This window comes from Duganella flavida (genome assembly GCF_009857445.1).
GTDB lineage: Bacteria > Pseudomonadota > Gammaproteobacteria > Burkholderiales > Burkholderiaceae_D > Rugamonas > Rugamonas flavida.
The window spans coordinates 117,155-138,877 of record NZ_WWCN01000009.1 but is presented as its reverse complement, the minus strand read 5'-3'; the positions used below and the strand labels follow the sequence as shown (position 1 = coordinate 138,877).

Annotated in this window: 20 protein-coding genes, 1 tRNA gene and 1 pseudogene; 11 read left to right on the top strand and 11 right to left on the bottom strand. The window is 61.2% G+C overall.

The window, feature by feature from the left end; genetic code table 11:
• Together GTP46_RS29495 and GTP46_RS15690 are read right to left on the bottom strand one after the other, a co-directional pair.
• Complete coding sequence (locus GTP46_RS29495) at window positions 1-183, bottom strand: hypothetical protein (RefSeq protein WP_202414304.1); 183 nt, start codon at window positions 181-183, stop codon at window positions 1-3.
• Between the two features lie 57 nt (window positions 184-240).
• Window positions 241-948 (bottom strand): TetR/AcrR family transcriptional regulator, encoded by a 708-nt coding sequence (locus GTP46_RS15690; protein ID WP_161007575.1) that lies wholly within the window; start codon window positions 946-948, stop codon window positions 241-243.
• A 129-nt stretch (window positions 949-1,077) separates the two neighbouring features.
• Here GTP46_RS15690 and GTP46_RS15685 point away from each other — a divergent pair, with 129 nt between their 5' ends.
• From GTP46_RS15685 to GTP46_RS15675, 3 genes are read left to right on the top strand one after another with little or no spacing between them, the layout of a single operon-like run.
• Window positions 1,078-2,190, top strand: coding sequence for an HlyD family secretion protein (locus tag GTP46_RS15685; RefSeq protein ID WP_161007574.1), 1,113 nt, complete (start codon window positions 1,078-1,080; stop codon window positions 2,188-2,190).
• A 14-nt stretch (window positions 2,191-2,204) separates the two neighbouring features.
• On the top strand, window positions 2,205-3,791 hold the full coding sequence (locus GTP46_RS15680) for a DHA2 family efflux MFS transporter permease subunit (RefSeq protein ID WP_161007573.1): 1,587 nt from the start codon (window positions 2,205-2,207) through the stop codon (window positions 3,789-3,791).
• A gap of 22 nt (window positions 3,792-3,813) precedes the next feature.
• Entirely contained in the window at window positions 3,814-5,301 is a 1,488-nt protein-coding gene (locus GTP46_RS15675) for an efflux transporter outer membrane subunit (protein ID WP_161007572.1), read from the top strand.
• A 126-nt stretch (window positions 5,302-5,427) separates the two neighbouring features.
• On the opposite strand, the pseudogene GTP46_RS29830 reads toward GTP46_RS15675, so the two are convergent.
• Window positions 5,428-5,730 (bottom strand): annotated as a pseudogene (locus GTP46_RS29830) (LysR substrate-binding domain-containing protein); the annotation flags it as partial.
• A gap of 185 nt (window positions 5,731-5,915) precedes the next feature.
• Between GTP46_RS29830 and GTP46_RS15665 the strand changes: the two are divergent.
• From GTP46_RS15665 to GTP46_RS15645, 5 genes are all read left to right on the top strand, one after another.
• Entirely contained in the window at window positions 5,916-6,515 is a 600-nt protein-coding gene (locus tag GTP46_RS15665; RefSeq protein WP_161007571.1) for a short chain dehydrogenase, read from the top strand.
• 38 nt (window positions 6,516-6,553) lie between these two features.
• Window positions 6,554-8,254: a dipeptidyl-peptidase 3 family protein gene (locus GTP46_RS15660; RefSeq protein WP_161007570.1), complete on the top strand. Its 1,701-nt coding sequence runs from the start codon at window positions 6,554-6,556 to the stop codon at window positions 8,252-8,254.
• A gap of 80 nt (window positions 8,255-8,334) precedes the next feature.
• A complete protein-coding gene (locus tag GTP46_RS15655) occupies window positions 8,335-8,988 on the top strand; it encodes a DUF2268 domain-containing putative Zn-dependent protease (protein ID WP_161007569.1) in 654 nt (217 codons plus the stop codon).
• Between the two features lie 86 nt (window positions 8,989-9,074).
• Window positions 9,075-9,785, top strand: coding sequence for a BON domain-containing protein (locus GTP46_RS15650; RefSeq protein WP_161007568.1), 711 nt, complete (start codon window positions 9,075-9,077; stop codon window positions 9,783-9,785).
• 163 nt (window positions 9,786-9,948) lie between these two features.
• A complete protein-coding gene (locus tag GTP46_RS15645) occupies window positions 9,949-11,253 on the top strand; it encodes an MFS transporter (protein WP_161007567.1) in 1,305 nt (434 codons plus the stop codon).
• On the opposite strand, the gene GTP46_RS15640 is transcribed toward GTP46_RS15645, so the two are convergent.
• Complete coding sequence (locus tag GTP46_RS15640; RefSeq protein WP_161007566.1) at window positions 11,250-11,630, bottom strand: MAPEG family protein; 381 nt, start codon at window positions 11,628-11,630, stop codon at window positions 11,250-11,252. The two genes, GTP46_RS15645 and GTP46_RS15640, sit on opposite strands and share 4 nt — an antisense overlap.
• Before the next feature lie 12 nt (window positions 11,631-11,642).
• Window positions 11,643-13,754: a dipeptidyl-peptidase 5 gene (locus tag GTP46_RS15635; protein ID WP_161007565.1), complete on the bottom strand. Its 2,112-nt coding sequence runs from the start codon at window positions 13,752-13,754 to the stop codon at window positions 11,643-11,645.
• 101 nt (window positions 13,755-13,855) lie between these two features.
• Here GTP46_RS15635 and GTP46_RS15630 point away from each other — a divergent pair, with 101 nt between their 5' ends.
• Window positions 13,856-14,701, top strand: coding sequence for a PhzF family phenazine biosynthesis protein (locus GTP46_RS15630; protein WP_161007564.1), 846 nt, complete (start codon window positions 13,856-13,858; stop codon window positions 14,699-14,701).
• Here the strand turns inward: GTP46_RS15630 and GTP46_RS15625 are convergent, their stop codons facing one another.
• On the bottom strand, window positions 14,702-15,439 hold the full coding sequence (locus tag GTP46_RS15625; RefSeq protein ID WP_229258965.1) for a substrate-binding periplasmic protein: 738 nt from the start codon (window positions 15,437-15,439) through the stop codon (window positions 14,702-14,704).
• 41 nt (window positions 15,440-15,480) lie between these two features.
• Window positions 15,481-16,200 (bottom strand): substrate-binding periplasmic protein, encoded by a 720-nt coding sequence (locus GTP46_RS15620; protein ID WP_229258964.1) that lies wholly within the window; start codon window positions 16,198-16,200, stop codon window positions 15,481-15,483.
• Window positions 16,201-16,413: 213 nt separating this feature from the next.
• On the opposite strand from GTP46_RS15620, the gene GTP46_RS15615 reads away from it, so the two are divergent.
• The gene (locus GTP46_RS15615; protein WP_161007561.1) at window positions 16,414-16,980 is read left to right on the top strand and encodes a tetratricopeptide repeat protein; all 567 of its coding nucleotides are present in this window, start codon (window positions 16,414-16,416) and stop codon (window positions 16,978-16,980) included.
• Window positions 16,981-17,001: 21 nt separating this feature from the next.
• Window positions 17,002-18,078, top strand: a complete 1,077-nt coding sequence (locus GTP46_RS15610; protein ID WP_161007560.1) for a trypsin-like peptidase domain-containing protein — start codon at window positions 17,002-17,004, stop codon at window positions 18,076-18,078.
• A gap of 54 nt (window positions 18,079-18,132) precedes the next feature.
• Here GTP46_RS15610 and GTP46_RS15605 read toward each other — a convergent pair.
• The 4 genes from GTP46_RS15605 to GTP46_RS15590 form a co-directional block, all read right to left on the bottom strand.
• Window positions 18,133-18,208, bottom strand: a tRNA-Lys gene (locus tag GTP46_RS15605).
• A 50-nt stretch (window positions 18,209-18,258) separates the two neighbouring features.
• Window positions 18,259-20,034 (bottom strand): type IV pilus assembly ATPase TfpB, encoded by a 1,776-nt coding sequence (gene tfpB / locus GTP46_RS15600; RefSeq protein WP_161007559.1) that lies wholly within the window; start codon window positions 20,032-20,034, stop codon window positions 18,259-18,261.
• 20 nt (window positions 20,035-20,054) lie between these two features.
• Window positions 20,055-20,855 carry a spermine/spermidine synthase domain-containing protein gene (locus GTP46_RS15595; RefSeq protein WP_161007558.1) on the bottom strand — a complete coding sequence of 267 codons (801 nt, stop codon included), beginning with the start codon at window positions 20,853-20,855 and terminating at the stop codon, window positions 20,055-20,057.
• Window positions 20,856-20,942: 87 nt separating this feature from the next.
• A complete protein-coding gene (locus GTP46_RS15590) occupies window positions 20,943-21,458 on the bottom strand; it encodes a glycine zipper 2TM domain-containing protein (protein ID WP_161007557.1) in 516 nt (171 codons plus the stop codon).
• Window positions 21,459-21,723: the final 265 nt, after the last annotated feature.

Here is a 21,723-nt window from a genome sequence, read left to right as displayed (position 1 = left end):
TTAGTTGACGGTAAAGCGGGCAGGAATTTCGATGCCGCCGCTGCGGGCTGCTTCGGCGTAGGCCTTCAACTCAGTGACTACGGCATCCAATTGTTCCTGGCCGGGATTGGCCTGGAAGTGTTTGATGCGCTCGTTCATGAGCGTAATTTGCTTGCTCCAGTCGAGGCGATTCGTTTTGCTCATGTGTTCTCCGATTTGCAAAAAATCAGTATAGAACAAATAACAAAACTGTGGAGAGTTTTAGCGTTTTACGCCGCGCAAGAACAGGTCCAGCCCTTCGGCTGCGCGCACGCGCAGCTCATCCAGCGTCGGCGGCTGAGTGATCGGGAATAGCAAGCGCGTCATCTGGTCGCCCATGATGCAGTTGAGCAGGAACACCGGCAGCACTTCCGGTCGCACGTCCGGGCGCAGCTGGGCGCGGACGTCGGGACGGGCGAAGAAGCGGTTCAGCTCTTCGCGCGTCCGTTGCGGGCCGGCGGTGAAGAAGGTCTCGGCCAGTTCTGGCGTCGAACGGGCTTCGGCCACCACCATGCGGTGCAGGCTGCAGAAGGTCGGCAGCGAGATCAGCTCCAGGAAGCGCAGCGAAAAATCACCGAGGATTTCTTCCATCGGGCGCTGGTCGGTTTCCATATTGTCCATGCCGCCGAAGAAGCGAGCGCGGCCGTCGGCAATGACCGCATTCAGCAGTCCGGCCTTGCCGCCAAACTTGACGTAGATGGTACGCACCGCCACGTGGGCTTCGCGCGCAATCATTTCCAGGCTGACCTTGCTATAGCCTTTTTCCAGGAACAACTGGCCGGCGGTGTGCAGCAGGGCCTCGCGGCGGGCGGCTTTGTCGGCAGCGCGCGGGCGGCCGGCAGCCTTGCCGAAGCAATGTTCAGGAAGCATGCCTTCTGGACAATCTTGCTCGTCCAGCCCGGCGTCGTCAGTCAGGTCGGTGTTATTCATGGCGTTGGAATATTAACGAATGCCGACATGCTAGTCCAAAAAAAAATGAAATGCAATCGTTTCATTTCTTGACTTTGATCTGAAAGTGGCGATAATGCTCCTATCTCATTTCATTTTCTGGAGCAATCCATGACCACCCAAGAACAAAAAGTGCTGAGCGCCGTTCCTCCTGCAGCAGCTCAAGCAGCCCCAGTCCAGCAACCGAATCGCCGCGTGCTGGTGGTCGCCGCCATCGTCGCGCTGGCCGCTCTGGCCGCCGGCGGCCGCATGTGGTATCGCAGCCATTACTATGTTGAGACCGAAAATGCCTACGTGGCAGGTCACGTGCACCCGGTATCGACCCGCATTGCCGGCGTGGTCACCAAAGTGCTGATCGACGATAACCAGATGGTCAAGGAAGGCGATGTGATCGCTGAGCTGGATCCGTTCGACCAGGGCGTGAAAGTGGAACAGATCCAGGCGCAAATCGCCTCGGCCCAGCAGCAAGTGTCGCAGGCCGACGCACAGATCGCCCAAGTGCAGGCACAAGCCAGCGCCGCCGCCGCCCAAGTGGCGCAGTCGGAAGCGCAACTGGTACGCGCCAAGCAGGACGCCGAGCGTTTCGGCCAGCTGTATAACAGCCAGATGAAAGCCGTATCGAAAGCCGAACTGGATGCCGCCGTCGCCACCCGCGCCAGCGCTACCGCCGATGTCGCAGCACGTAAAGACAGCGCTGTCGCCGCCAAGGCGCAAATCGCTTCGGCCAAATCGGCACGTGATGTACTGAGCGCGCAGGTCGCAGTGCTGCAAGTGCAACTGAAGGACTCCAAGCAGCAACTGGCTTACAACAAAATCCTGGCGCCAGTGTCGGGCCGCATCGGCAAGCGCTCCGTTGAAGTCGGCCAGCGCGTGCAACCAGGCCAGCAGCTGACTGCCATCGTGCAGGAAAACGTGTGGCTGACCGCGAACTTCAAAGAGACCCAATTGGCTGACATGAAAATCGGCCAGGAAGTCAAAGTGACCATCGATGCGATTCCAGGCAAAGAACTGATCGGCAAAGTGGACAGCTTCTCGCCAGCATCGGGCGCGCAATTCGCGCTGCTGCCGGCCGATAACGCCACCGGTAACTTCACCAAGATCGTGCAGCGTGTGCCGGTCAAAGTGGTCTTCAAATCTGAAGATGTGAAAGCCCTGAGCGGCCGTCTGGTGCCGGGTATGTCGGCGATCGCTGAAGTAGCGATCAACCAGAAAGACTCTAAGTAATCAGGGAGCCTCTCATGGCTAATGCTACATTTGTCCCGCCGCAGCCAGGCGAGAAGGTCTCCGCACGCACATGGCTAGCGGTTGCCGCCGGCATGCTGGGCGCCTTCATGGCGGTGCTGGATATCCAGATCACCAACTCGTCGCTGAAAGATATTCTCGGCACGCTGTCGGCCACGCAGGAAGAGGGCTCGTGGATCGCCACCGCTTATCTGGTGGCCGAGATTATCGTGATCCCGATGACCGGTTTGTTTGTACGCGTGTTCGGTATGCGCGCTTACATGATGGGCACCACCTCGCTGTTCCTGGTGTTTTCCACGCTGTGCGGCTTCGCATGGAATCTGCCAAGCATGATCGCCTTTCGCATGCTGCAAGGCTTTACCGGCGGCGCATTGATACCCATGGCGATGACGCTGGTGATGGCCAAGCTGCCTGCATCGAAACGTGCGACCGGCATGGCGATCTTCGGTTTGACCGCAACGCTGGCGCCTTCGATGGGCCCAACGCTGGGTGGCTATTTGAGCGAGCTGTATGGCTGGCCGTCGATCTTCTACATCAACTGGGTACCGGGCCTGCTGCTGATTGGCGGTATTGCAGTCGGTCTCGATAAAGAGAAGTCGAATCTGTCGGCGCTGTTCACTGCAGACTGGCTGGGTATCGCCTTCATGGCAATGGGCCTCGGTAGCCTGACCATCTTCCTTGAAGAAGGCAATACCAAGGACTGGTTCGACTCCGCGTTTATCAACACCTTCGCAGCGCTGGCTGTTATCGGCTTGCTGGGTTGGGTGGTGACCGGCGCCACGCGCAAGCAGCCGTTTGTGAACCTGGGCTTGTACGGTCAGCGTAACTTCGCCGCTGCCACCGCGCTGTCGATGGCGATGGGTATGGGCCTGTATGGTTCTGCTTTCATCTTGCCGCTGTTCCTAGCGCAGATTCCGGGCTACTCGCCGATGCAGATTGGTGAGGTCATCATGTGGGCCGGCTTGCCGCAGCTGTTCATCATGCCGTTCGTGGCCAAGCTGTCGTCGAAGGTCGACAACCGCATCCTGTGCACGTTTGGTCTGCTGCTGTTCGGCGGTTCCTGCCTGATGAACTCCTACATGGACGCGACTACTGGCTACGACCAGCTCTTGCTGTCGCAGATCGTGCGCGCACTGGGCCAGCCTTTCGTGATGCTGACGCTGTCGAACTTCGCGATGAATGGCATCCAGCCGAAAGATATGCCATCGGCTTCGAGCCTGATCAACATGACCCGTAACTTGGGTGGTTCGATCGGTATCGCACTGCTGGCAACTGCGCTGACGAATCGCGAGCATTTCCACTCGGCGCGCATCGGTGAATCGGTCAGCAATTTTGCGCTGGCTACTCAGGAGCGTTTGAGCGCTTTGACGTCGTCGTTCGTCGCCAAAGGCTTCGATAGCAATACCGCGTCGGACATGGCTTTGAAAGCAGTCGACGGCATCGTGCGCCGCGAAGCATATGTGATGGCCTACAACGATGGCTTCTTCCTCGTTGCGATGGTGCTGTTCGCTTGTATCGGCGTGCTGTGGTTCTCGGATAAAGTCAAAGCCCCATCTGGTGGTGGCGGCGGCGGTGCTCACTAACACAAAAAATTAAGAGGTAATCATGTTGAATTCAGCTCTGAAGCGCCTGACGCTCGCTGTTTCCGTCACTTTGGCAGTCACTGGCTGCGCCACTGTCGGCACGGATTTTAAAGCGCCGGCCAATGTCGCCGATGCGTCGTTCCGCCACGTGCCGCAAGCAGGTGCCAATGCAGGTACCAATGAGGCACACCTGCCCGCGCAATGGTGGACCGTGTTTAACGACACCACTCTGAACCATCTGGAAGAAACCGCGCTGCGCGACAATCCAAGCGTGAAAGCTGCTGCACAGCGTCTGGTGCAGGCGCTGGAACAAGCCGGCGTGGCGCGTGCGAACGAGCAGCCGCAGTTGAGCGTCAACGCTGGCATTTCGAACTCGCGCACTTCGGCCGAGACTTCGCAAGGTCTGGCGCTGGGCCATCGTTCGATCAAGGGTAATAATTACTCGGTCGGTTCCAGCTTCTCGTATGAAGTGGATCTGCTGGGCCGCGTGCGCCGTCTGGTAGAAGCTTCGGACGCGCAAGCGCTGGCGGCGGAGGCGGATCGCGACGGCGTGCTGCTGGTTCTGTCGTCGCAACTGGCGACCACCTACTGGCAGCTGCGCGGCCTCGACGCCGAAATCGCCATCCTGAAAGGTGCGCTGGATACCCGCCGCGAATCCGAAGAACTGGTGACTGCACGCTTTGACGCCGGCCTGTCGAATGAGCTGGACGTGTCGCGTGCCCGCATCGAGCGTGCCAATGCGCAAGCGGACCTGCATGAAGTGCAGCGTCAACGCAATCTGCTGGAACACAGCCTGGCCACGCTGGTTGGTGCATCGCCATCGGCCATGCTGACTGCGGCGAATGCTGATGCCACCGTACTGCCGCAACCACCTGCTATTCCAGTTGGCCTGCCAGCTAGCCTGCTGGCACAGCGTCCTGATTTGGCGGGCAGCGTAGCGACCCTGCGTGCGAACAATGCGCAGATCGGCGTGGCGGAAGGTGCGTTCTATCCTTCGTTCTCGCTGACCGGTAACTTCGGTTTCGCCTCCGAGAGCCTGAGCAACCTGGCCAAGGGGGATGCGCGCCAGTTCAGCGTTGGTCCGCTGGCGCTGTCGCTGCCGATCTTTGACGGTGGCCGCAACAAGGCCAACCTGGCGATCGCCAAGGCGCGTTACGAAGAAGCCGTGGCTAATCACCAAACCAAGCTGCTGACCGCACTGCGCGAAGTGGAAGATGCGCTGTCGGACGTGCAGCAACGCCAGCTGCAAGGCGATGCGCAGAAGGCCTCGCAAGTGGCGGCGGCGCGCGGCTACCTGGTGGCGCGTGCGCGCTACGAGCGCGGTGTGTCGACCTACCTCGACGTGACCGATGCGCAACGCAGCGCACTGGCGGCGGATCGCGCTGCGGTACAGATCAACACCCAGCGCCTGCTGGCTGCTGTTGCGGTAGCGCGTTCGCTGGGCGCTGGCTGGCAGCCTTCGGCGCAGCTGTCGCAAGTAGCGCAGAACGGCGCGATCAAAGCGCAGTAACTTTTTACGCGGAAGAGGCCAGCGGCAGTTGTGCCGCTGGTCCGAAGCGTTCCACCGTTTGCCGTGCACCGATTGCAGGCGCCAGCGCACGCCGACATCGCCCACCACGAAGTCAAGGCATTCATGCTTGGCCAGGTCTTCCGGCTTGCGCGGTGTGCCGTACTTTTTCAGGTAGCCGGGAGAGGCGCAGATCGCCATCGCATAAGGGCGCAGCGGACGCGCAATCAGGCTCGAATCCGCTGGCGCGCCGATGCGGATGGCGGCATCGTAGCCTTCCTCCACCAGGTCCACCATACGGTCGTTCAGGTTCAGGTCCACGCTCACTTCGGGATACAGGCGCAGGTAGTCGGTGATGGCGGGAGCCAGCCATTCGGTGCCGAAGGAGGTGGAGGCGGTAATGCGCAAGCGTCCGCGCGGCACGCTACGCATGGCTTCCGCTCCGCGTTCGGCGGCGGCGATCTGCGCGAGGATGGCGCGGCATTGCTCGGCGTACTGGCTGCCGATTTCGGTCAGGCTTTGGCGGCGCGTGGTGCGCGTCAGCAGGCGTGCGCCCAGTGTCGCCTCCAGCTGCGTGATGAAGAAGCGCATACTGTTGTTTTCTAACGGAGGGCAGCATGAAAGTAATCGTGATCGGTGCCACGGGCGCAGTAGGCAAAGCGGTAGTCGAGGAACTGGGCCAGCGCCACGAGGTGATAACGGTGGGTGCAACCAGCGGCCAGCATCAGGTGGATTTCGCTGACGTCGCGCAGGTGCGCGGCCTGTTCGCCAAGGTTGGCAAGGTGGATGCGGTGGTGGTGACGGCTGGTTTGCTGCACTTCGCACCATTGGCCAGCTTTACGCCGGAGCAGTTCTATGTCGGCTTGAACAGCAAGCTGATGGGACAAGTGAACGTGGCGCTGGTGGCGCAGGAATACCTGAACGACGGTGGCTCGATCACACTCACCAGCGGCATCGTGGCGGAAGAGCCTATCCGCAACGGCGCCAGCGCCAGCATGGTCAACTCGGCCATCGAAGGCTTTGTGCGCGGCGCGGCGATTGAGCTGTCGCGCGGCTTACGGATCAATGTCGTCAGCCCGACGGTGTTGAAGGAGTCGATGGACAGCTACGGTCCGTTCTTCGTCGGCTTTGAACCGGTAGCTGCCAGCCGCGCGGCGTTGTCGTATGCGCGCAGTGTCGATGGCGCGCAGACCGGCAAGGTTTACAAGGCCTGGTAGTGGATTACAATGTGGGCCTCACTCCACAAGAGGACCACATGAAAAAAATCCTGCTCCCTTTGGCGCTCGCCGTCGCTTGCGCCACTGCCTACGCCGCACCCGCGAGCGTGACTGACCTGAACAAGATGACCAAGCGTTACGCGCCGATCGCGCTGACCGCTGACACCAGCCAACTCTCGGCCGGCGACAAGAAAGCCATCGCCAAGCTGATTGAAGCGGCCAAGATTATCGATGTGCTGCAGCTGCGCCAGCGCTGGTCCGGCAACGAGGCCCTGTGGGCTGCGCTGCAAAAGGACACCACGCCGCTGGGCAAGGCACGCCTGGACTACTTCTGGCTCAATAAAGGTCCGTGGTCCATCCTCGACGATCACCAGTCCTTCCTGCCAGCCGAAGTAGGCGGCCTGACGGTGCCAGCCAAGAAGCCGGAAGCCGCCAACTTCTATCCGGAAGGTGCGACCAAGGCCGAACTGGAAACCTGGATGAACGCTTTGCCAGCCATCGACAAGGAGCAGGCGCAGTGGTTCTTCACCACTATCCGCAAGAACAAGGATGGCCAGTTCACCGTCGTGAAGTACTCCGATGAATACAAGGCGGATCTGGAAAAAGCCGCAGCGCTGCTTAAGCAAGCCGCCGCCGATACCGATAACGCCTCTCTCAAAAAATTCCTCGACCTGCGCGCCGATGCTTTCCTGAGCAACGACTACCTGCCTTCCGACTTCGCCTGGATGGATCTGGATTCGCCGGTCGATATCACCATCGGCCCATACGAGACCTACAACGACGAACTGTTTGGCTACAAGGCCGCGTTTGAAGCGTACGTGAATATTCGCGACCAGAAGGAAACGCAGAAGCTGGACTTCTTCGCCAAGCATATGCAGGAACTGGAAGACAACCTGCCGCTGGATGCGCAGTACCGCAATCCTAAAGTCGGTGCGCTGGCGCCGATGGTGGTAGTCAATCAAGTCTATGGCGCCGGCGACGGCAATATGGGCGTGCAAACCGCCGCCTACAACCTGCCAAACGATGAACGCATCATCAGCCAGCGCGGCTCCAAGCGCATCATGCTGAAGAACGTGCAGCAGGCGAAATTCAAATCGACGCTGACGCCGATCTCCAAGCTGGTACTGCGCAAAGCTGACCAGAAGGACGTGGACTTCGACTCCTTCTTCACCCACATCCTCGCGCATGAAATCACGCACGGTCTCGGTCCGCACATCACCAAAAACGGCGGCAAGGAATCGACCCCGCGCCAGGATCTGAAGGAAGCCTATTCGACCATCGAAGAGGCCAAGGCTGACATCACCGGCCTGTACGCGCTGGCCTATATGATGGACAAAGGCCAGTTGCAAGGCACGCTGGGGCAGGGCGCAGCGGCGGAGCGCAAGCTGTACACCACCTTCCTCGCATCGGGCTTCCGCACGCTGCACTTCGGCCTGACCGATTCGCACGCGCGCGGCATGGCGATCCAGATGAACTACATCCTCGACAAAGGCGGCTTCGTGTCGCACGGCGATGGTACCTTCTCGGTCGACTTCAGCAAGATCAAGCAAGCCGTGATGGACCTCGATCGCGAGTTCCTGACCATCGAAGCCACCGGCGACTACGCGCGCGCCAAGGCGATGATGGCCAAGTACGTGGTGATCCGTCCTGACGTGCAAAAAGCCTTGGATAAAATGAAAGCTGTACCGAACGACATCCGTCCGGAATTCAAAACTGCCAACACCTTGTTGGGCAAGTAAGCATTTCATCTTTTCTACGTAGTAATTTACCTGCCGCCGGGCAATTTTCCTTGCCCGGCGCATGCTACAGTTTGATCACCATGATCAAGCGCACCTTATTCCCCTTGCTGTTGCTGGCCACCGGCCTTGCCTCTGCGGCCGAGCTGACCGAGGTGGAAATGCGCTGGCTGAAAGCTGGCGCTGCTGTGCTCTCCTATGCCAAGCAGGAACTCAAGCTGCCGCTCGATATCACCGTACAACCACAGGCGCGTGCCACCGATGTGCCGCTGGCGCTGGGCTATGACAATGGCCGCTGCAAGCTGGTGCTGTCCATGCGCGGCAATCCCAACGCCGAAGATATCCTCAAGACCGTCGCTCCAGAACAACGCCCGCTGATGATCGAGGCCATGGTGGCGCATGAAATCGGCCACTGTTGGCGTTACGCGCAAGGCGTGTGGCATGTGATGCCGGCCGGCTTCGAGGCCAACGAACAGCAGCCCGCCGCTGACACCCGCCGCGAGGAAGGCTATGCCGACCTGGTGGCGCTGGCGTGGACGCAGCAGCGCCATCCCGAGCAATATGCTGCCGTGGCGAACTGGATGCTGCAAGTACGCCAGCCATCGCCTGCGGCTGGCTCGCACAGTACCCTGATCTGGCTGCAGCAAGCGCCCACCGGCGCCGCCTTCGCTGCCGGCCTGCCAATGTTCGAACAGGCGGACCGCCTGTGGCAACAAGGCTTGTTGCTCGACCGTTAAATTCCGTCTATGTACGTTTCCGCACGGAGCTAGTCGCTGTGCGGGCGTCTAATGGTGTTCATCAACCACCACAAGAGGGACACATCATGAATAAATTACTCTGCTTCGTGCTGGCCTCCGCCGCCAGCGCCGCTTTCGCTGCCACCCCGAATAACGACACCGTGGCGTACAAAGCGGCAATCAACAAATCTGACGCTGACTACAAAACCGCCAAGGCTGCTTGCGATGCGCAATCCGGCAACGCCAAAGATGTCTGCGTGGAGCAGGCCAAGGTCAACCGCGCAAACACCGAGTCGACTGCCGCCATGCAGTACAAGAACGATAAAAAGTCCGTCGAAAATGCCCAGATCAATGTCGCTGATGCCAACTACAGCCTGGCCAAAGCCCAGTGCTCCTCCAAGAGCGGCGCCGACAAGGACAGCTGCCTGACCGGCGCCAAGTCGCAGCACACGGCATGGGTGCAGGACGCCAAGGCCGGCAAGAAAGCCGCTGACGTAGCGCAGACCGGCATCGATTGCAGCGCCCTGAGCGGCACCGACAAGGCCGGCTGCGAAACGCGTGCGAAAACCGCGCTGGCGAAAGATACGCTGGCTGACTCCGCTATCACCACCAAGGTGAAAACCGAACTGCTGGCTGAGCCTGCGCTGAAATCGCTGGACGTGCACGTGGAAACCACCAACGGCACCGTGATGCTGAGCGGCTTCGTGCCATCGCAAACGGAAGTGGACAAGGCCGTGGACGTGGCACGTAATGTCAAAGGCGTCAATAAAGTGCAAAGTTCCCTGCGCATCAAGTAACAGGCTAGCGGACCTCCCCCCTGAGTCCGCTTAGCCCCGGCGCCCGGCTGCATTTCTCCCAGTGCAGCCGGGCGCCACCTTTTTGCTTGTATTCATGATGATCGTAATTTAAAATGATAGCCAAGCGTGCCTTCCGGCGCGCATCGCTATCGTGAGGATCTTCATGTTTGCACAACCGTTATCGAATTGGATGCAGCGGCGCGGCCTGCATTTTTCCTGGGTGATCGTGACCCTGACTTTCCTGACCGGGCTTAGCTCGTCAGCTGCGCTGGGCTTGCCGGGCGCTTTGCTGCAGCCGCTGTCGAAGGAGTTTGGCTGGGACGTGGAGCAGATTTCCTCAGCGCTGGCGGTACGCTTTGCGCTGTTTGGTTTGATGGGGCCGTTTGCCGCCATCCTGATGGAGCGCTTCGGCCTGCGCAATGTGGTGGTGACGGCGCTGACGCTGGTGGCTACCGGCATGGCGCTGGCCACGCAGATGACGCAGTTCTGGCATCTGGTGCTGTTCTGGGGCGTGATGCTGGGCGTTGGCTCCGGCATGACGGCGCTGGTGCTGAGCGCAGTGGTATCGAACCGCTGGTTTGAAAGCCATCGCGGTCTGGTGGTCGGCATTCTGACGGCCAGCTCGGCCACCGGCCAGCTGATCTTCCTGCCGGTGGCGGCGTGGATGATCGAGCGCTTCGGCTGGCGCACGGCGGTGATGCCGGTGCTGATTGCCTGTGCGGTGATGGCGGTGGCGATTTACCTGTTCATGCGTAACCGCCCGAGCGATGTGGGCCTGGCGCCGTACGGTGCGGCGCCGGGCACGCCGGCTGCTGTTGTGCCGGCCATGCGCGTCACGTTTGGCACGCCGTTCAAGATCCTGGCGGAAGCTTCGCGCAACCGCGTGTTCTGGATTTTGGCGGCGACCTTCTTCATCTGCGGTCTCAGCACGAACGGTCTGATTCAGACCCACTTCATTTCGCTGTGCGGCGATGCTGGCCTCGGCCCGGTGCCGGCGGCATCGGTGCTGGCGATGATGGGCGCATTTGACCTGGTCGGTACGATTGCATCGGGCTGGCTGTCGGACCGCTACGATAACCGCAAGCTGCTGCTGGCCTACTACGGCTTGCGTGGCTTGTCGCTGCTGTGGCTGCCGTATTCGGAATTCACGCTGTATGGCTTGTCGCTGTTTGCCATGTTCTACGGGCTGGACTGGATTGCCACGGTGCCGCCGACGGTGCGTCTGGCCGGTGCGACCTTTGGCAAGGAAAAGGTGGGGATGGTGTTTGGCTGGATCTTCGCTGCCCACCAGTTGGGTGCTGCGGTGGCGGCATACGGCGCGGGCCGCGTGCGCACGCTGCTGCTGACTTACAATCCGGCGCTGCTGGCAGCCGGTGCGGCTTGCCTGGTGGCGGCCGCGCTCATCCTGCTGATCCGCAAACCGGCAGGCGCTGCCGCAGCAGCGCCTGCGCAGGCCAAGGCTGCTTAAGTCAAAGCAAGGATGGCGATGCTGATGGCGGCGCCGCCTATCCACACCAGGGTACGCAGCACGTGCTGGTTGGCCAGATACATGGCGATGTACACCAGCCGCGCCACGATAAAGGCCATCGCCAGTTGATCGATGCTGCCCTGGTCCGCGTGTGCCTGCTGGGCCAGCACCACGGCCGCAATGAACAGCGGCAGTGCTTCAAAGCCGTTCAGCTGCGCCGCGTTGGCGCGTGCCTTCCAGCCCGTCAGTCCGGACACCCACTCGCGTGGCCGCTTGTTGTTGTACGCTTCCGCGCCGCGCGAAGTGAGTTTCGCCAGCCCCACGGTGGCCGTCGGCAGCAGGCAGGCAATCATCACGCACCAGTTTGCAATCGTCATACAGTCTCCTTGTTATTTGAGGTATTTCGCCAGCCAGCCGTGCACTTCGCTGTAGAAGTAGCGGCTGTTCTCGCCCTTGAGAATCCAGTGGTTCTCATCCGGGAATACTAACAGCTTGCTTGGCACATTCAGACGTTGCTGGGTGGCGAAGTTCATCAGCGCGTTGTTGGCCGGCACGCGGTAGTCGAGCTCGCCCACCGAGATCAGGATAGGCGTGCTGAAGCCGGTGCCCTTGGCGTGGTTACCGCCTTGCAGTACCGGGCTTTGTTCACGCCACACGGCTTTGTCGCTCCACACCGGACCGCCGCTGTTGACTTCGCGGCCCCAGATGCTGTCGCTGCTGCCCCATTGCATAATCAAGTCCATCTCGCCTGCGTGCGAAACGATGGCTTTGTAGCGCGTGGTGGTCGCTTGCAGCCAGTTGGCCAGGTGGCCGCCGTAGCTGGCGCCGCCTGCGGCCAGCTTGCTGCCGTCGACGTAGTTATATTTTTTGACGGCTTCATCAACGGCTTCGTTGACTTCGTCGCCTGGACCTTTCAGTGGATCACCTTGGATGGCGCGGGCAAATTCTTCGCCGTAGCCGGTCGAGCCTTTGTAGTCGGTCAGCAGCACCACATATCCCGGTTGGGCCAGCAGGTGGTAGTTCCAGCGGATGACGAACTGGTCGCGCCACATATTGGCCGCGCCGCCGTGGATGACTGCGAACAGCGGGTACTTCTTGTTCGGGTCGAAGTTGGCTGGCTTGACGATCATGTTGTGGATCATGCGGCCATCGCTGGCCTTGAACCAGAAGTGTTCCGGCGTTTGCCAGTCGATGGTGTTCGCGCGCTCGGTGTTGAACGAGGTCAGGCGCTTCGGTGCGCCCTTACCAAACGCGTACACCTCCGGCGGATTAATCGAGGATTCCCACACGCCCACCAGCGCCTTGCCGCCCGCATTCAGCGAGTTGATGCTGCCGGTTGGCAGTGATGCTTCGTCGCGCAAGTCGCCGCCCGCGTAGTTGATCGAATGCAGTTGCTCCAGGCCTGCGTGCTCGAAGCTGAACACGATGCGGTTGCCACCAGCCGGCAGGGCGTAGCGCGAGATCGAACGGTCCAGCGATGCGGTCAGGATTTTCGGCGTGGCGTTGGTCACCGGCCATGCCAGGCTGGCGAGGCGGCTGACGTCGTAGACCTTGCCTTCTTCTTCTGCCTCGGTCAGCGTGAACAAGGTCTTGCCGTCGGCGCTGAATTTCAGGTTGTTGTAGCTGTGCTTGTCGGCGGTCAGCTGGGTGGCTTCGCCGCCGGCGGTTGGCACGCTGAAGATTTGCGTGGTGCCGGAGGCGCGCGCCAGTTCGTCGCGGTTGGTCGAGGCCGAGAACACCACGGCCTTGCCGTCCGGTGACCAGATCGCGTCCAGCGACTGGCCTTCGTCGCCCTGGCCGCCACCAAAGCCCGGCAGTGCCGCCAGCCTGGTGCCGCTCAGCAGGTCGCGCGGCTGGGCGCTGGCGTCGGCCTCCATCACGAACAGGCGGACTTTTTTATCGTCCAGCCATTTGTCGAAGAAGCGCGGCGGGAAGCTTTCATAAGCGCGTGCGCTGTACTTGCGGTCCTTGCGTTCCTTGGCGGTTTTCTTGACGTCGTCTTCGCTGGTGTTGCCGGGGAAGATGTCGCTGACGAACAGGATTTGCTTGCCGTCCGGGCTGAATTTCGGCTGGCGTGCGCCCAAGGTGAGCGTGGTCAGGCGCTGCGCCTCGCCGCCGCCGGCGATATCGATGCGGTAGATCTGGCCGGCGTCATCACCGTCGCGCTTGGCGACGAACAGTAGCTGCTTGCTATCCGGCGACCAGTTCGCCGAACCTTCGCCGCCCTTGCTGAAAGTCAGGCGGCGGGCAGGCGATTCATCGGTCAGCGATTTGATCCACAAGTCCGACCATTGCTCCTTGCTATCGTAGGCTGGATCGGTGACTGAAAACACGGCCCAACGCCCGTCCGGGCTGGGCTGCGGTGCGCCGACGCGCTTCATCAGCCACACATCCTCGTGCGTGATGGCGTGTTTGGCTGCTACAGGATCTGCTGCAAAAGCCAGGCCCGTCAACTGGGCCGAAATGATGAAGGCAAGAATTGAAAGTCGCGGTATAGTCATGGCGAGCTCGCTAAAAAATAAAGTCAGTGAAACAAAGATAGTGGCCAATACCGTCATTGCTGTCAATCAAGTTTTCCACTCCCATCGATCACGGAGACATCATGCAGACCATTACCAAAGTTCACAAAGTTGCCGCCTTCACCACCGGTGAAGAGGGCGGCAATCCAGCCGGCGTGATGATCCGCGCCTCGCTACCAGAGGAGCCTGCCATGCAGCGCATTGCCGCTGAAATGGGCTACTCGGAAACGGTGTTTGCCGCGCCGCAAGGGGATGGCTGGCGCGTGCGTTATTTTTCGCCGGACGGCGAGGTAGCGTTCTGCGGCCATGCCACCATCGCGCTGGGCGCCGTGCTGGCGCAGCAGAACGGTGATGGCATTTTCCCGCTGACTACCAACAATGCAAAAGTGACGGTGGAGGGCCGCGCCCACGCCAACGGCGCGACGGCCGCATTGCAATCGCCGGCCACGTCCAGCGCGCCTGCCTCGCCGGCGCTGGTGCTGGAATCCCTGAAGCTGTTTGGTTACTCGCTGTCCGATCTGGATGACCGCATTCCGCCGGCGATTGCCAGCGGCGGCGTACAGCACCTGGTGCTGGCGCTGTCCAAGCGTGACAAGCTGCGTGCCATGCGCTACGAGCTCGGTGCGGGGCGCAGCCTGATGCAGCGCTATGACCTGACCACCATTTCACTGGTGCACGCGGAAACGCCGCAGCGCTTCCATGCGCGCAATCCGTTTGCGTCGAGCGGGGTGTATGAAGATCCTGCCACCGGTGCGGCTGCGGCGGCGCTGGCCGGCTACCTGCGCGACCTCGACTGGCCGCACGGCGGTGCGATTGACATCATCCAGGGCGAGGACATGGGCGCGCCTTGCCATCTGCATGTGCAGATTTCGGATGAGGCAGGCAGTTCGATCAGGGTGTCGGGCAAGGCCCGCATGATCGGAGAGTAGTCAGTCCCATTTTTTCAACAAGCGCGTCATCTCGCCGGATTTCTCCAGCTGCTCGATGGCGCGCTGCACCCGCAGCCGCACGGCTGGATCGACGTGGGTGCCCATCGCCATATAGACATCGGTGGTAATCAGCACGGTCGGCAGGATCTTCACCCGCTGGCTGGCGCCGGCACGTTCGACGAAGCCTTGCATGCCGGGCGCGCGGTGCAGGAAAAAGCGGCCGCGTCCGGCGATCAGCTTTTGCAGGTTCATGGCCGGGCTGGTGGCGCTGGGATCGACCTGCAGGCCGCCGATGCGCTCCAGCATTTCCGGCGTGACGTAGCCGCGGTTGGTCAGGATGACGCCCTTGCTACCGAGCTTGCGCACATCGTCCCAGTTGTTGATGACGACCGTATCGTCGGCGCGCGCAATCAGCTGGTAGCGTAGCTGGAACAGCGGTGGATCGAGAAAGATATACTGGCGCGCGCGCTCGTCGGTGCGCTGCACGGCGCACAGGGCGTCGTGCTGGTGGGTGGCCAGTTCCGAGTGGGCGCGCAGCAGCGGCAGCCATTGCTGGTCGCCGACAAACACCACGTTGGGCTCGACGCGCTCGATGGCGCGGAACAGGTCGACGCACAGGCCGACCACGCGGCCGATGCCGGCCGGGATGAACTTGGGCTCAGTCCCTTCCTGCGCTACCACGCGCAGCGGCGTGGGCGCGGCCGTGGCACTCGGCGTGATAGGGGCGAGCAACAGCATGCCGCAGCCGAGCAGCAGTGTGTGCAGTGTCCGTGAGATTGCTAGTCCCATTTGCGCATCAGCCTTTCCAGTTCCCCTTTTTTCTCCAGCATGAACAGCGCGTTGGTGACACGTTCGCTGACCTTGCCGTCGAGCTGCTTGCTGGCGGCGAAGTACAGTTTGGCGCTGTACATCACCTGCGGCAGGATTTTCACCTTGTCGGTAGTGCCAGTCCGCTCCAGCAGCTTTTGCAGGCCCGGGCCGCGGTGGAAATACAGGCGGCCGCGTCCGGCTATCAATTTTTGCAGATTCAGCTCCTGATTGGTAGAGCTGGCATCGACTTCGATGCCGCCCATGGCCGCCACGATGTCGCCAGCGGCGAAACCGCGGTTGACCAGCACCACGCCGTTGGGCGCCAGCTTGCGCACGTCGTCCCAGCTGTGGATGGTGAGATTGTCGCTGCTGCGCACCAGGAAGTGGTACTCGATGGTGTATAGCGGAGGGCCGATGAAATTGAAGCGCTTCTCGCGTTCGGCAGTGCGCTGTACCGCGCACTGCACGTCCTCGACGCCGGCTTCCAGTTCGGAGTAGGCGCGGATCAGCGGCTTCCAGTGCTGGTCGCCGGTGAAGCGCAGGCCAGGATCGACCTGCTCGATGGCGCGCATGATGTCGATGCACAGGCCGATGATGTGGTCCTTGCCGGCGGCAATGAATTTGGGTTCGGTGCCTTCCTGGGCGGCGGTGCGCAGCGATATCGGCTCGGCGGCTGCAAGTACGGGCAACAGGCAGGCCGCTGTCAACATCCACAGACTTTTGCTGTGCCACCTCACCATGTTGTTATCCCCATCGATTTTTTCCCTAGCATACACCACTGCGCTGTGGCATTCAGTGTAGGAGCGAAGGTTGCATATTTGACAGGCTAGTCTTGCTTGACGCATGATGCTGATGGCGTTTTTTGCACTTATCCTTGTTTAATTTTCGGTGTCTGAAACTTTATGAAGAAAATCTCATGCTTGGCCCTGGCGGTGATGCTGTCTGCTGTTCTTCATGCGCATGCGCAGGACAATGAGCTGGCGGCGGCCAAGGAGGCCATCAAGAAGCGTGATTATGCGACCGCAGTCAAGCTCCTGCAGCCACTGATCGAGAAGGAAGACCCGAAAGCCATGGCCGCCATGGGCCGCATGCGGCTGGCAGGGCAGGGCGTGGTCAAGGACGAGGGCGCTGCGTTGGAGCTGTTCAAAAAAGGCGCCGACCTTGGCGACCCGGAATCGATCTACCTGCTGGCCCGCCAGACCCATTTGGGCAATGGCCTGCCGCGTGACGATCAGAAGGCCGTCGCCCTGTACAAGAAGGCTGCCGATATGGCGTATCCCGACGCCCGCTTATGGTATGGCTTAAGCCTGTACCGCGGCATCGGCGGCCTGACCCAGGACAAGGCTGCTGCGGTGCCGTGGGTCCGCAGTGCAGCGGAGCAGGGCCATTCGCTGGCGCAGGCATGGCTGGGCGATTTTTACCGCGACGGCGAGGTGGTTGAGAAGGATCTCTACCAGGCGGTCAGCTGATATCGCAAGTCGGCCTTGCAGATGGACCCGAATGGCCAGCGTAGCCTGGGCGCGGCCTATGCGCGCGGCAATGGCGTCGCGCGCGACGATGCGGAAGCGCTCAAGTGGCTGCTCAGCGCAGCCTATTTGCGGGATGTTGACGCGCTGGACTGGGTCGCGGTGTTTTATGAAAATGCCCGTGGCGGCCTGGTGCAGGACCTGGTGGCGGCCGACATGTGGTACACGCTGGCCTTGGCCCGCGATTCGCGGCGCAGCTCGTCGAAAGCGGGCTTCGAGCGGGTAGCGGCCAAGCTGACGCCGGCCCAATTGGCCGAAGCGCAAAACAAGGCCAAGCAGTGGCCAGTTCCCGCCGACATCGCCAAGGCGATTATCGCGACCGATGCCTTCAAGGCTGCCGGTGCCGGAGCGGGCACGCTGCCTGCGACTGCTGGCAGCACGGTGGTCAAGGCGCCCGCTGGCGGCGCCCGTAGCGGCAGCGGCTTTGTCATTGGCGTGGGGCCGACCTATGTGGTGAGCAACTATCATGTGGTCAAAGACTGCAAGAACATCAAGATCATGCCATTTGATTTGCCGGCGGTATTGCGCGCCAAGGACGAGCGCAACGACCTCGCGCTGCTGAGTGTGGCCAACCTGCAGGCGCCGCCGTTGAAAGTGCGTGCGGGCCGCGGCGTCCGTCCCGGCGATGACCTGATCACGCTCGGCTATCCGCTGGCGGGCATACTGGCCGCAGCGGCCAGCGTCAACACCGGCACGCTCACCAGCCTGGGCGGCGTGAACAACGATACCTCCCAGTTCCAGATGTCCGTGCCTACCCAGCCCGGCAACAGCGGCGGCCCGGTACTCGATACCTATGGCCAGCTGGTCGGCGTGGTGGTGGCCCAGCTCAATGTGGTGGCGCTGGGGCAGGCAATTGGAAGCATTCCGCAGAATATTAATTTCGCCATCAATACGGCGACGCTGTCGGGTTTCCTGGAAGCGTCGAACGTCGACTTCGGCACCTCGCACGTGCAGCAGGACGCCAAGGCCAAGCATATGGAAGCAGCTGATGTGGGCAGTCTGGCGCGGCGCTCGACGGTGAAGGTGGAGTGCTCGATGTAGGCTGGTGAGGGACGAAAAAAAAGCTTCCGATTGGAAGCTTTTTTAGGAATTCGGTGGTAGGCCGTGCGGGATTCGAACCTGCGACCAACGGATTAAAAGTCCGCTGCTCTACCAGCTGAGCTAACGACCCCCGAAAGAGGCCGTATTATAGACCGATGTCCGCCAATTGCAAAGGGCTTTTTATTTGAGTCCCAGGGCGGCCGTTACTTTCAGCACTTCATCGGCGGTGGTCACGCCTTCCTGGATCTTCAATGCGCCGGCGATGCGCAGCGGCTTCATGCCGTCAGCCATGCTCTGGCGGCGCAGGGCCTGGATGTCGGTTTCCTCGCGCACTTGCGAACTGAAGGCTTCGGTCACGGTCAGCAATTCGTACAAGCCGGTGCGGCCGCGATAGCCGGTCTGGCGGCATTCGGGGCAGCCGACCGGCTGGTAGACCGTGTCCGGCTTGGGCAGCTTCCACTCGCCGGCCAGGCTGTGCCAGATATCGTCGCTCAGTTCGCCGCCTGCGATCTTGCAGTCCTCGCACAGCGTGCGCACCAGGCGCTGCGCCATGATGCCGATCAGCGTGGCTTCCAGCAGGTAGTAGGGCACGCCCAGTTCCAGCAGGCGCATGACGGCCGATGGCGCGTCGTTGGTGTGCAATGTCGACAGCACCAGGTGGCCGGTCAGCGCGGCCTGGATCGCCATCTCGGCGGTGGCCAGGTCGCGGATCTCACCGACCATGATGATGTCCGGGTCTTGCCGCATCAGCGCCCGCACGCCGTCGGCAAACGACAGCTCGATGCCGGGCTGGACTTGCATCTGGTTGAAGGCCGGCTCCACCATCTCGATCGGGTCTTCCACGGTGCAGACGTTGACCTCGGAGGTGGCCAATGCTTTGAGCGTGGTGTACAGGGTGGTGGTCTTGCCCGAACCGGTCGGGCCGGTGACCAGGATGATGCCATGCGGGCGCTGGGTCAGCTGGTCCCAGCGCTCGGCGTCGTCAAGTGGGAAGCCCAGTTCCGGCAAGGTCTTCACCACTACGTCCGGATCGAAGATACGCATCACCAGTTTTTCGCCAAAGGCGGTCGGCAGGGTGGACAGGCGCAGCTCGACTTCCTGGCCGCCGGCGGTGCGGGTCTTGATGCGGCCATCCTGCGGACGGCGCTTTTCAATCACGTCCATGCGCCCCAGCAGCTTGATGCGCGCGGTCATGGCGATCATCACCACCGCCGGCACCTGGTAGACCTGGTGCAGCACGCCGTCGATGCGGAAGCGGATGGCCGCCATGTCGCGCTTGGGTTCGAGGTGAATGTCGGACGCGCGCTGTTCAAATGCGTACTGCCACAGCCAGTCGACGATGTTGATGACGTGCTGGTCGTTGGCGTCGACTTGTTTGTTGCTCTTGCCGAGTTCGACCAGCTGCTCGAAGTTGTTGCGCAGCGCCAAGTCATTGCCGCTGGACTTGTTGGCCTTTTTGATCGACTTGGCCAAGCTGAAGAACTGCGTGATGTATTGCGCGATATCGAGCGGATTGGCGATCACGCAGCGCACCGTGCGGCGCGAAATCTTGGCGATCTCGGCTTCCCACTCGTGGTTGTTGGGATCGGCGGTGGCGACCACCAGCGTGTCGGCGGTCAGCTCCACCGGCAGAATGTTGAAGCGGGCTGCGTAGCTGGCCGACATCACGTCGGCCACCTTGGTGAAATCAATCTTCAGCGGATCGATGCGGATGAAGGGCAGGCCGACACGCTGCGCCAGCCATTCGCACAGCGCATCGAGCGTCAGCAGCTTGTGCGGTGGGCGTGCCGACAGCAGCTTGGCGTGCGCCACCGCGCAGAGCGGATGCATATAGCCACTGGTGTTCTTCAGGATGCCCTGGCTTTGCGCGTACAGTTCCTTGACCTCGGCTTTGCGTATCATGCCGTCGGCCAGCAGCCACGTGTAAATCTGTTGCAGATCGAGCGCTGAACCCATTGATGCGGCTACCTTTCCAGTTATTTTGCCGTGATGCCCTTGACCCAGGATTTGGCCGGCAGCTTGGTGTCGGCGACGATCTGCGCAGCCCGTGCGGCCAGCGCGGCGGCATCGATGTCGCGGGCGCGCTTGAAGGCAATCGCGACCACGTTACCATCATGTACTTGCGGCAGGCAAATTACCTGTGCAAAGGCGAACTTGATGGCCTTGATGTTGCGGGCATAACTTGGGTGGTCGCCGAACAGGTTGACGGTCATCACGCCGTCGTCGCTGAGGCAGGCGTTGCACGAGGTGTAGAACTCCGGCGTGTCGAGCACCGGGCCGCGCGCGGTGGCGTCGTACAGGTCGACTTGCAGCACATCCAGCGTGTTGAAGTTGGCCTTGTCGTTGACGAAGTCCAGCGCATCCTGCTCCAGCACCTGCAGGCGTTGATCGTTGGGTGGCAGCTTGAACATCGATTCGCAGATGGTGATCACCGACGGATTCAGTTCGACGGCGGTCACCTGGGCCTGCGGGAAGGTGCTGTAGCAGAACTTGGTCAGCGTTGCCGTACCCAGGCCCAGCTGGGCGATGCGCTGCGGCTGCTCCAGCCACAGCATCCATGCCATCATCTGCTGTGCGTACTCCAGCTCCGGCCAGTTGGGTTTGCGGATGCGCATCGCGCCCTGCACCCATTCCGTCCCAAAATGCAGATAGCGCACGCCATCGAGCTCCGACAAGGTCACCGGCGCATATTTCGGCTTGCGCACCTTGGCCGGCGCGGGCGCCGAGGCCGGGCGCGAGGATTCTACTTTTTCGATGGATTTGCGTTTAATTAACATTGGGGAATGGATGCGGAAGGTGAACCGGCATTATCTGAAAACAACAATGCCGGCGCAAGGCCGGCATTGCAAGGGAGCTGCGTCAGATCAACGCTGCATCGGTTCCACTGCCACGCGCAGGCGGATGCGCTCGCCCGGGTCGTAGGACATATTGCTGGTGTAGTTGCGGCCACGGTATTCGTAGGTCACTTCGTAACCGGTGTTGCGCGATTCCCAGTGGTCGACGGTGCGGCACTGTTTCACGGCTTGTTCCTGCACGCCGCCCTGGTTCGGGGTGTTGGCGTTGTCCACGCGGTCACCCACCAGCGCGCCGGCGATGGCGCCCGCTGCGGTGGCGACCGAGCGGCCGGAGCCGCCGCCTACCTGGTTACCGGCCAGGCCGCCGACCAGGCCACCCAGGATGGCGCCGCCAACGCCGCGCTCAGGTGCAGGCTGCTGGACTTGGACGTACTCGGTACGGCATTCCTGGCGTGGACGGTTGATTTGCTCCACTTGCGGGGTGACGCGCACCACGCGGCCGTAATCTTCAAAATCGGCAGCTTGGGCAAACGGCAGGGCGCTCAGGCACAGGGCAGATGCGATCAATTTGGCTTGCAAGTTCATGTGATACCTCGTATTGGTTCAGGATGTCTATCAGGGGAAATCTGATATTGCATGATTCCTATGGTAATCCCCTAGCGATTCCTCGACTAGTGGCTGACTGGTATCTGTGGCAACAAATTGTAACAGCGGGCTATAAGGGAGGCGCGCTGAATTGTGCTGATTTCACCCCTAAAACCTTCAAAAATCTTCTGTTTTTAACAAATATTGCGTTAGACATCACATACGTGTTGATCTAGGAGGAACAACACGTTACCCTAATATGGGT

Coding starts and splice junctions, on each gene's coding strand:
- GTP46_RS15635 (WP_161007565.1), bottom strand. CDS start 13,754: ATGACTATACCGCGACTTTCAATTCTTGCCTTCATCATTTCGGCCCAG.
- GTP46_RS15675 (WP_161007572.1), top strand. CDS start 3,814: ATGTTGAATTCAGCTCTGAAGCGCCTGACGCTCGCTGTTTCCGTCACT.
- GTP46_RS15630 (WP_161007564.1), top strand. CDS start 13,856: ATGCAGACCATTACCAAAGTTCACAAAGTTGCCGCCTTCACCACCGGT.
- GTP46_RS15680 (WP_161007573.1), top strand. CDS start 2,205: ATGGCTAATGCTACATTTGTCCCGCCGCAGCCAGGCGAGAAGGTCTCC.
- GTP46_RS15640 (WP_161007566.1), bottom strand. CDS start 11,630: ATGACGATTGCAAACTGGTGCGTGATGATTGCCTGCCTGCTGCCGACG.
- GTP46_RS29495 (WP_202414304.1), bottom strand. CDS start 183: ATGAGCAAAACGAATCGCCTCGACTGGAGCAAGCAAATTACGCTCATG.
- GTP46_RS15690 (WP_161007575.1), bottom strand. CDS start 948: ATGAATAACACCGACCTGACTGACGACGCCGGGCTGGACGAGCAAGAT.
- GTP46_RS15595 (WP_161007558.1), bottom strand. CDS start 20,855: ATGTTAATTAAACGCAAATCCATCGAAAAAGTAGAATCCTCGCGCCCG.
- GTP46_RS15660 (WP_161007570.1), top strand. CDS start 6,554: ATGAAAAAAATCCTGCTCCCTTTGGCGCTCGCCGTCGCTTGCGCCACT.
- GTP46_RS15650 (WP_161007568.1), top strand. CDS start 9,075: ATGAATAAATTACTCTGCTTCGTGCTGGCCTCCGCCGCCAGCGCCGCT.
- GTP46_RS15615 (WP_161007561.1), top strand. CDS start 16,414: ATGAAGAAAATCTCATGCTTGGCCCTGGCGGTGATGCTGTCTGCTGTT.
- GTP46_RS15610 (WP_161007560.1), top strand. CDS start 17,002: ATGGACCCGAATGGCCAGCGTAGCCTGGGCGCGGCCTATGCGCGCGGC.
- GTP46_RS15655 (WP_161007569.1), top strand. CDS start 8,335: ATGATCAAGCGCACCTTATTCCCCTTGCTGTTGCTGGCCACCGGCCTT.
- GTP46_RS15645 (WP_161007567.1), top strand. CDS start 9,949: ATGTTTGCACAACCGTTATCGAATTGGATGCAGCGGCGCGGCCTGCAT.
- GTP46_RS15590 (WP_161007557.1), bottom strand. CDS start 21,458: ATGAACTTGCAAGCCAAATTGATCGCATCTGCCCTGTGCCTGAGCGCC.
- GTP46_RS15625 (WP_229258965.1), bottom strand. CDS start 15,439: ATGCTGTTGCTCGCCCCTATCACGCCGAGTGCCACGGCCGCGCCCACG.
- GTP46_RS15665 (WP_161007571.1), top strand. CDS start 5,916: ATGAAAGTAATCGTGATCGGTGCCACGGGCGCAGTAGGCAAAGCGGTA.
- GTP46_RS15685 (WP_161007574.1), top strand. CDS start 1,078: ATGACCACCCAAGAACAAAAAGTGCTGAGCGCCGTTCCTCCTGCAGCA.
- tfpB (WP_161007559.1), bottom strand. CDS start 20,034: ATGGGTTCAGCGCTCGATCTGCAACAGATTTACACGTGGCTGCTGGCC.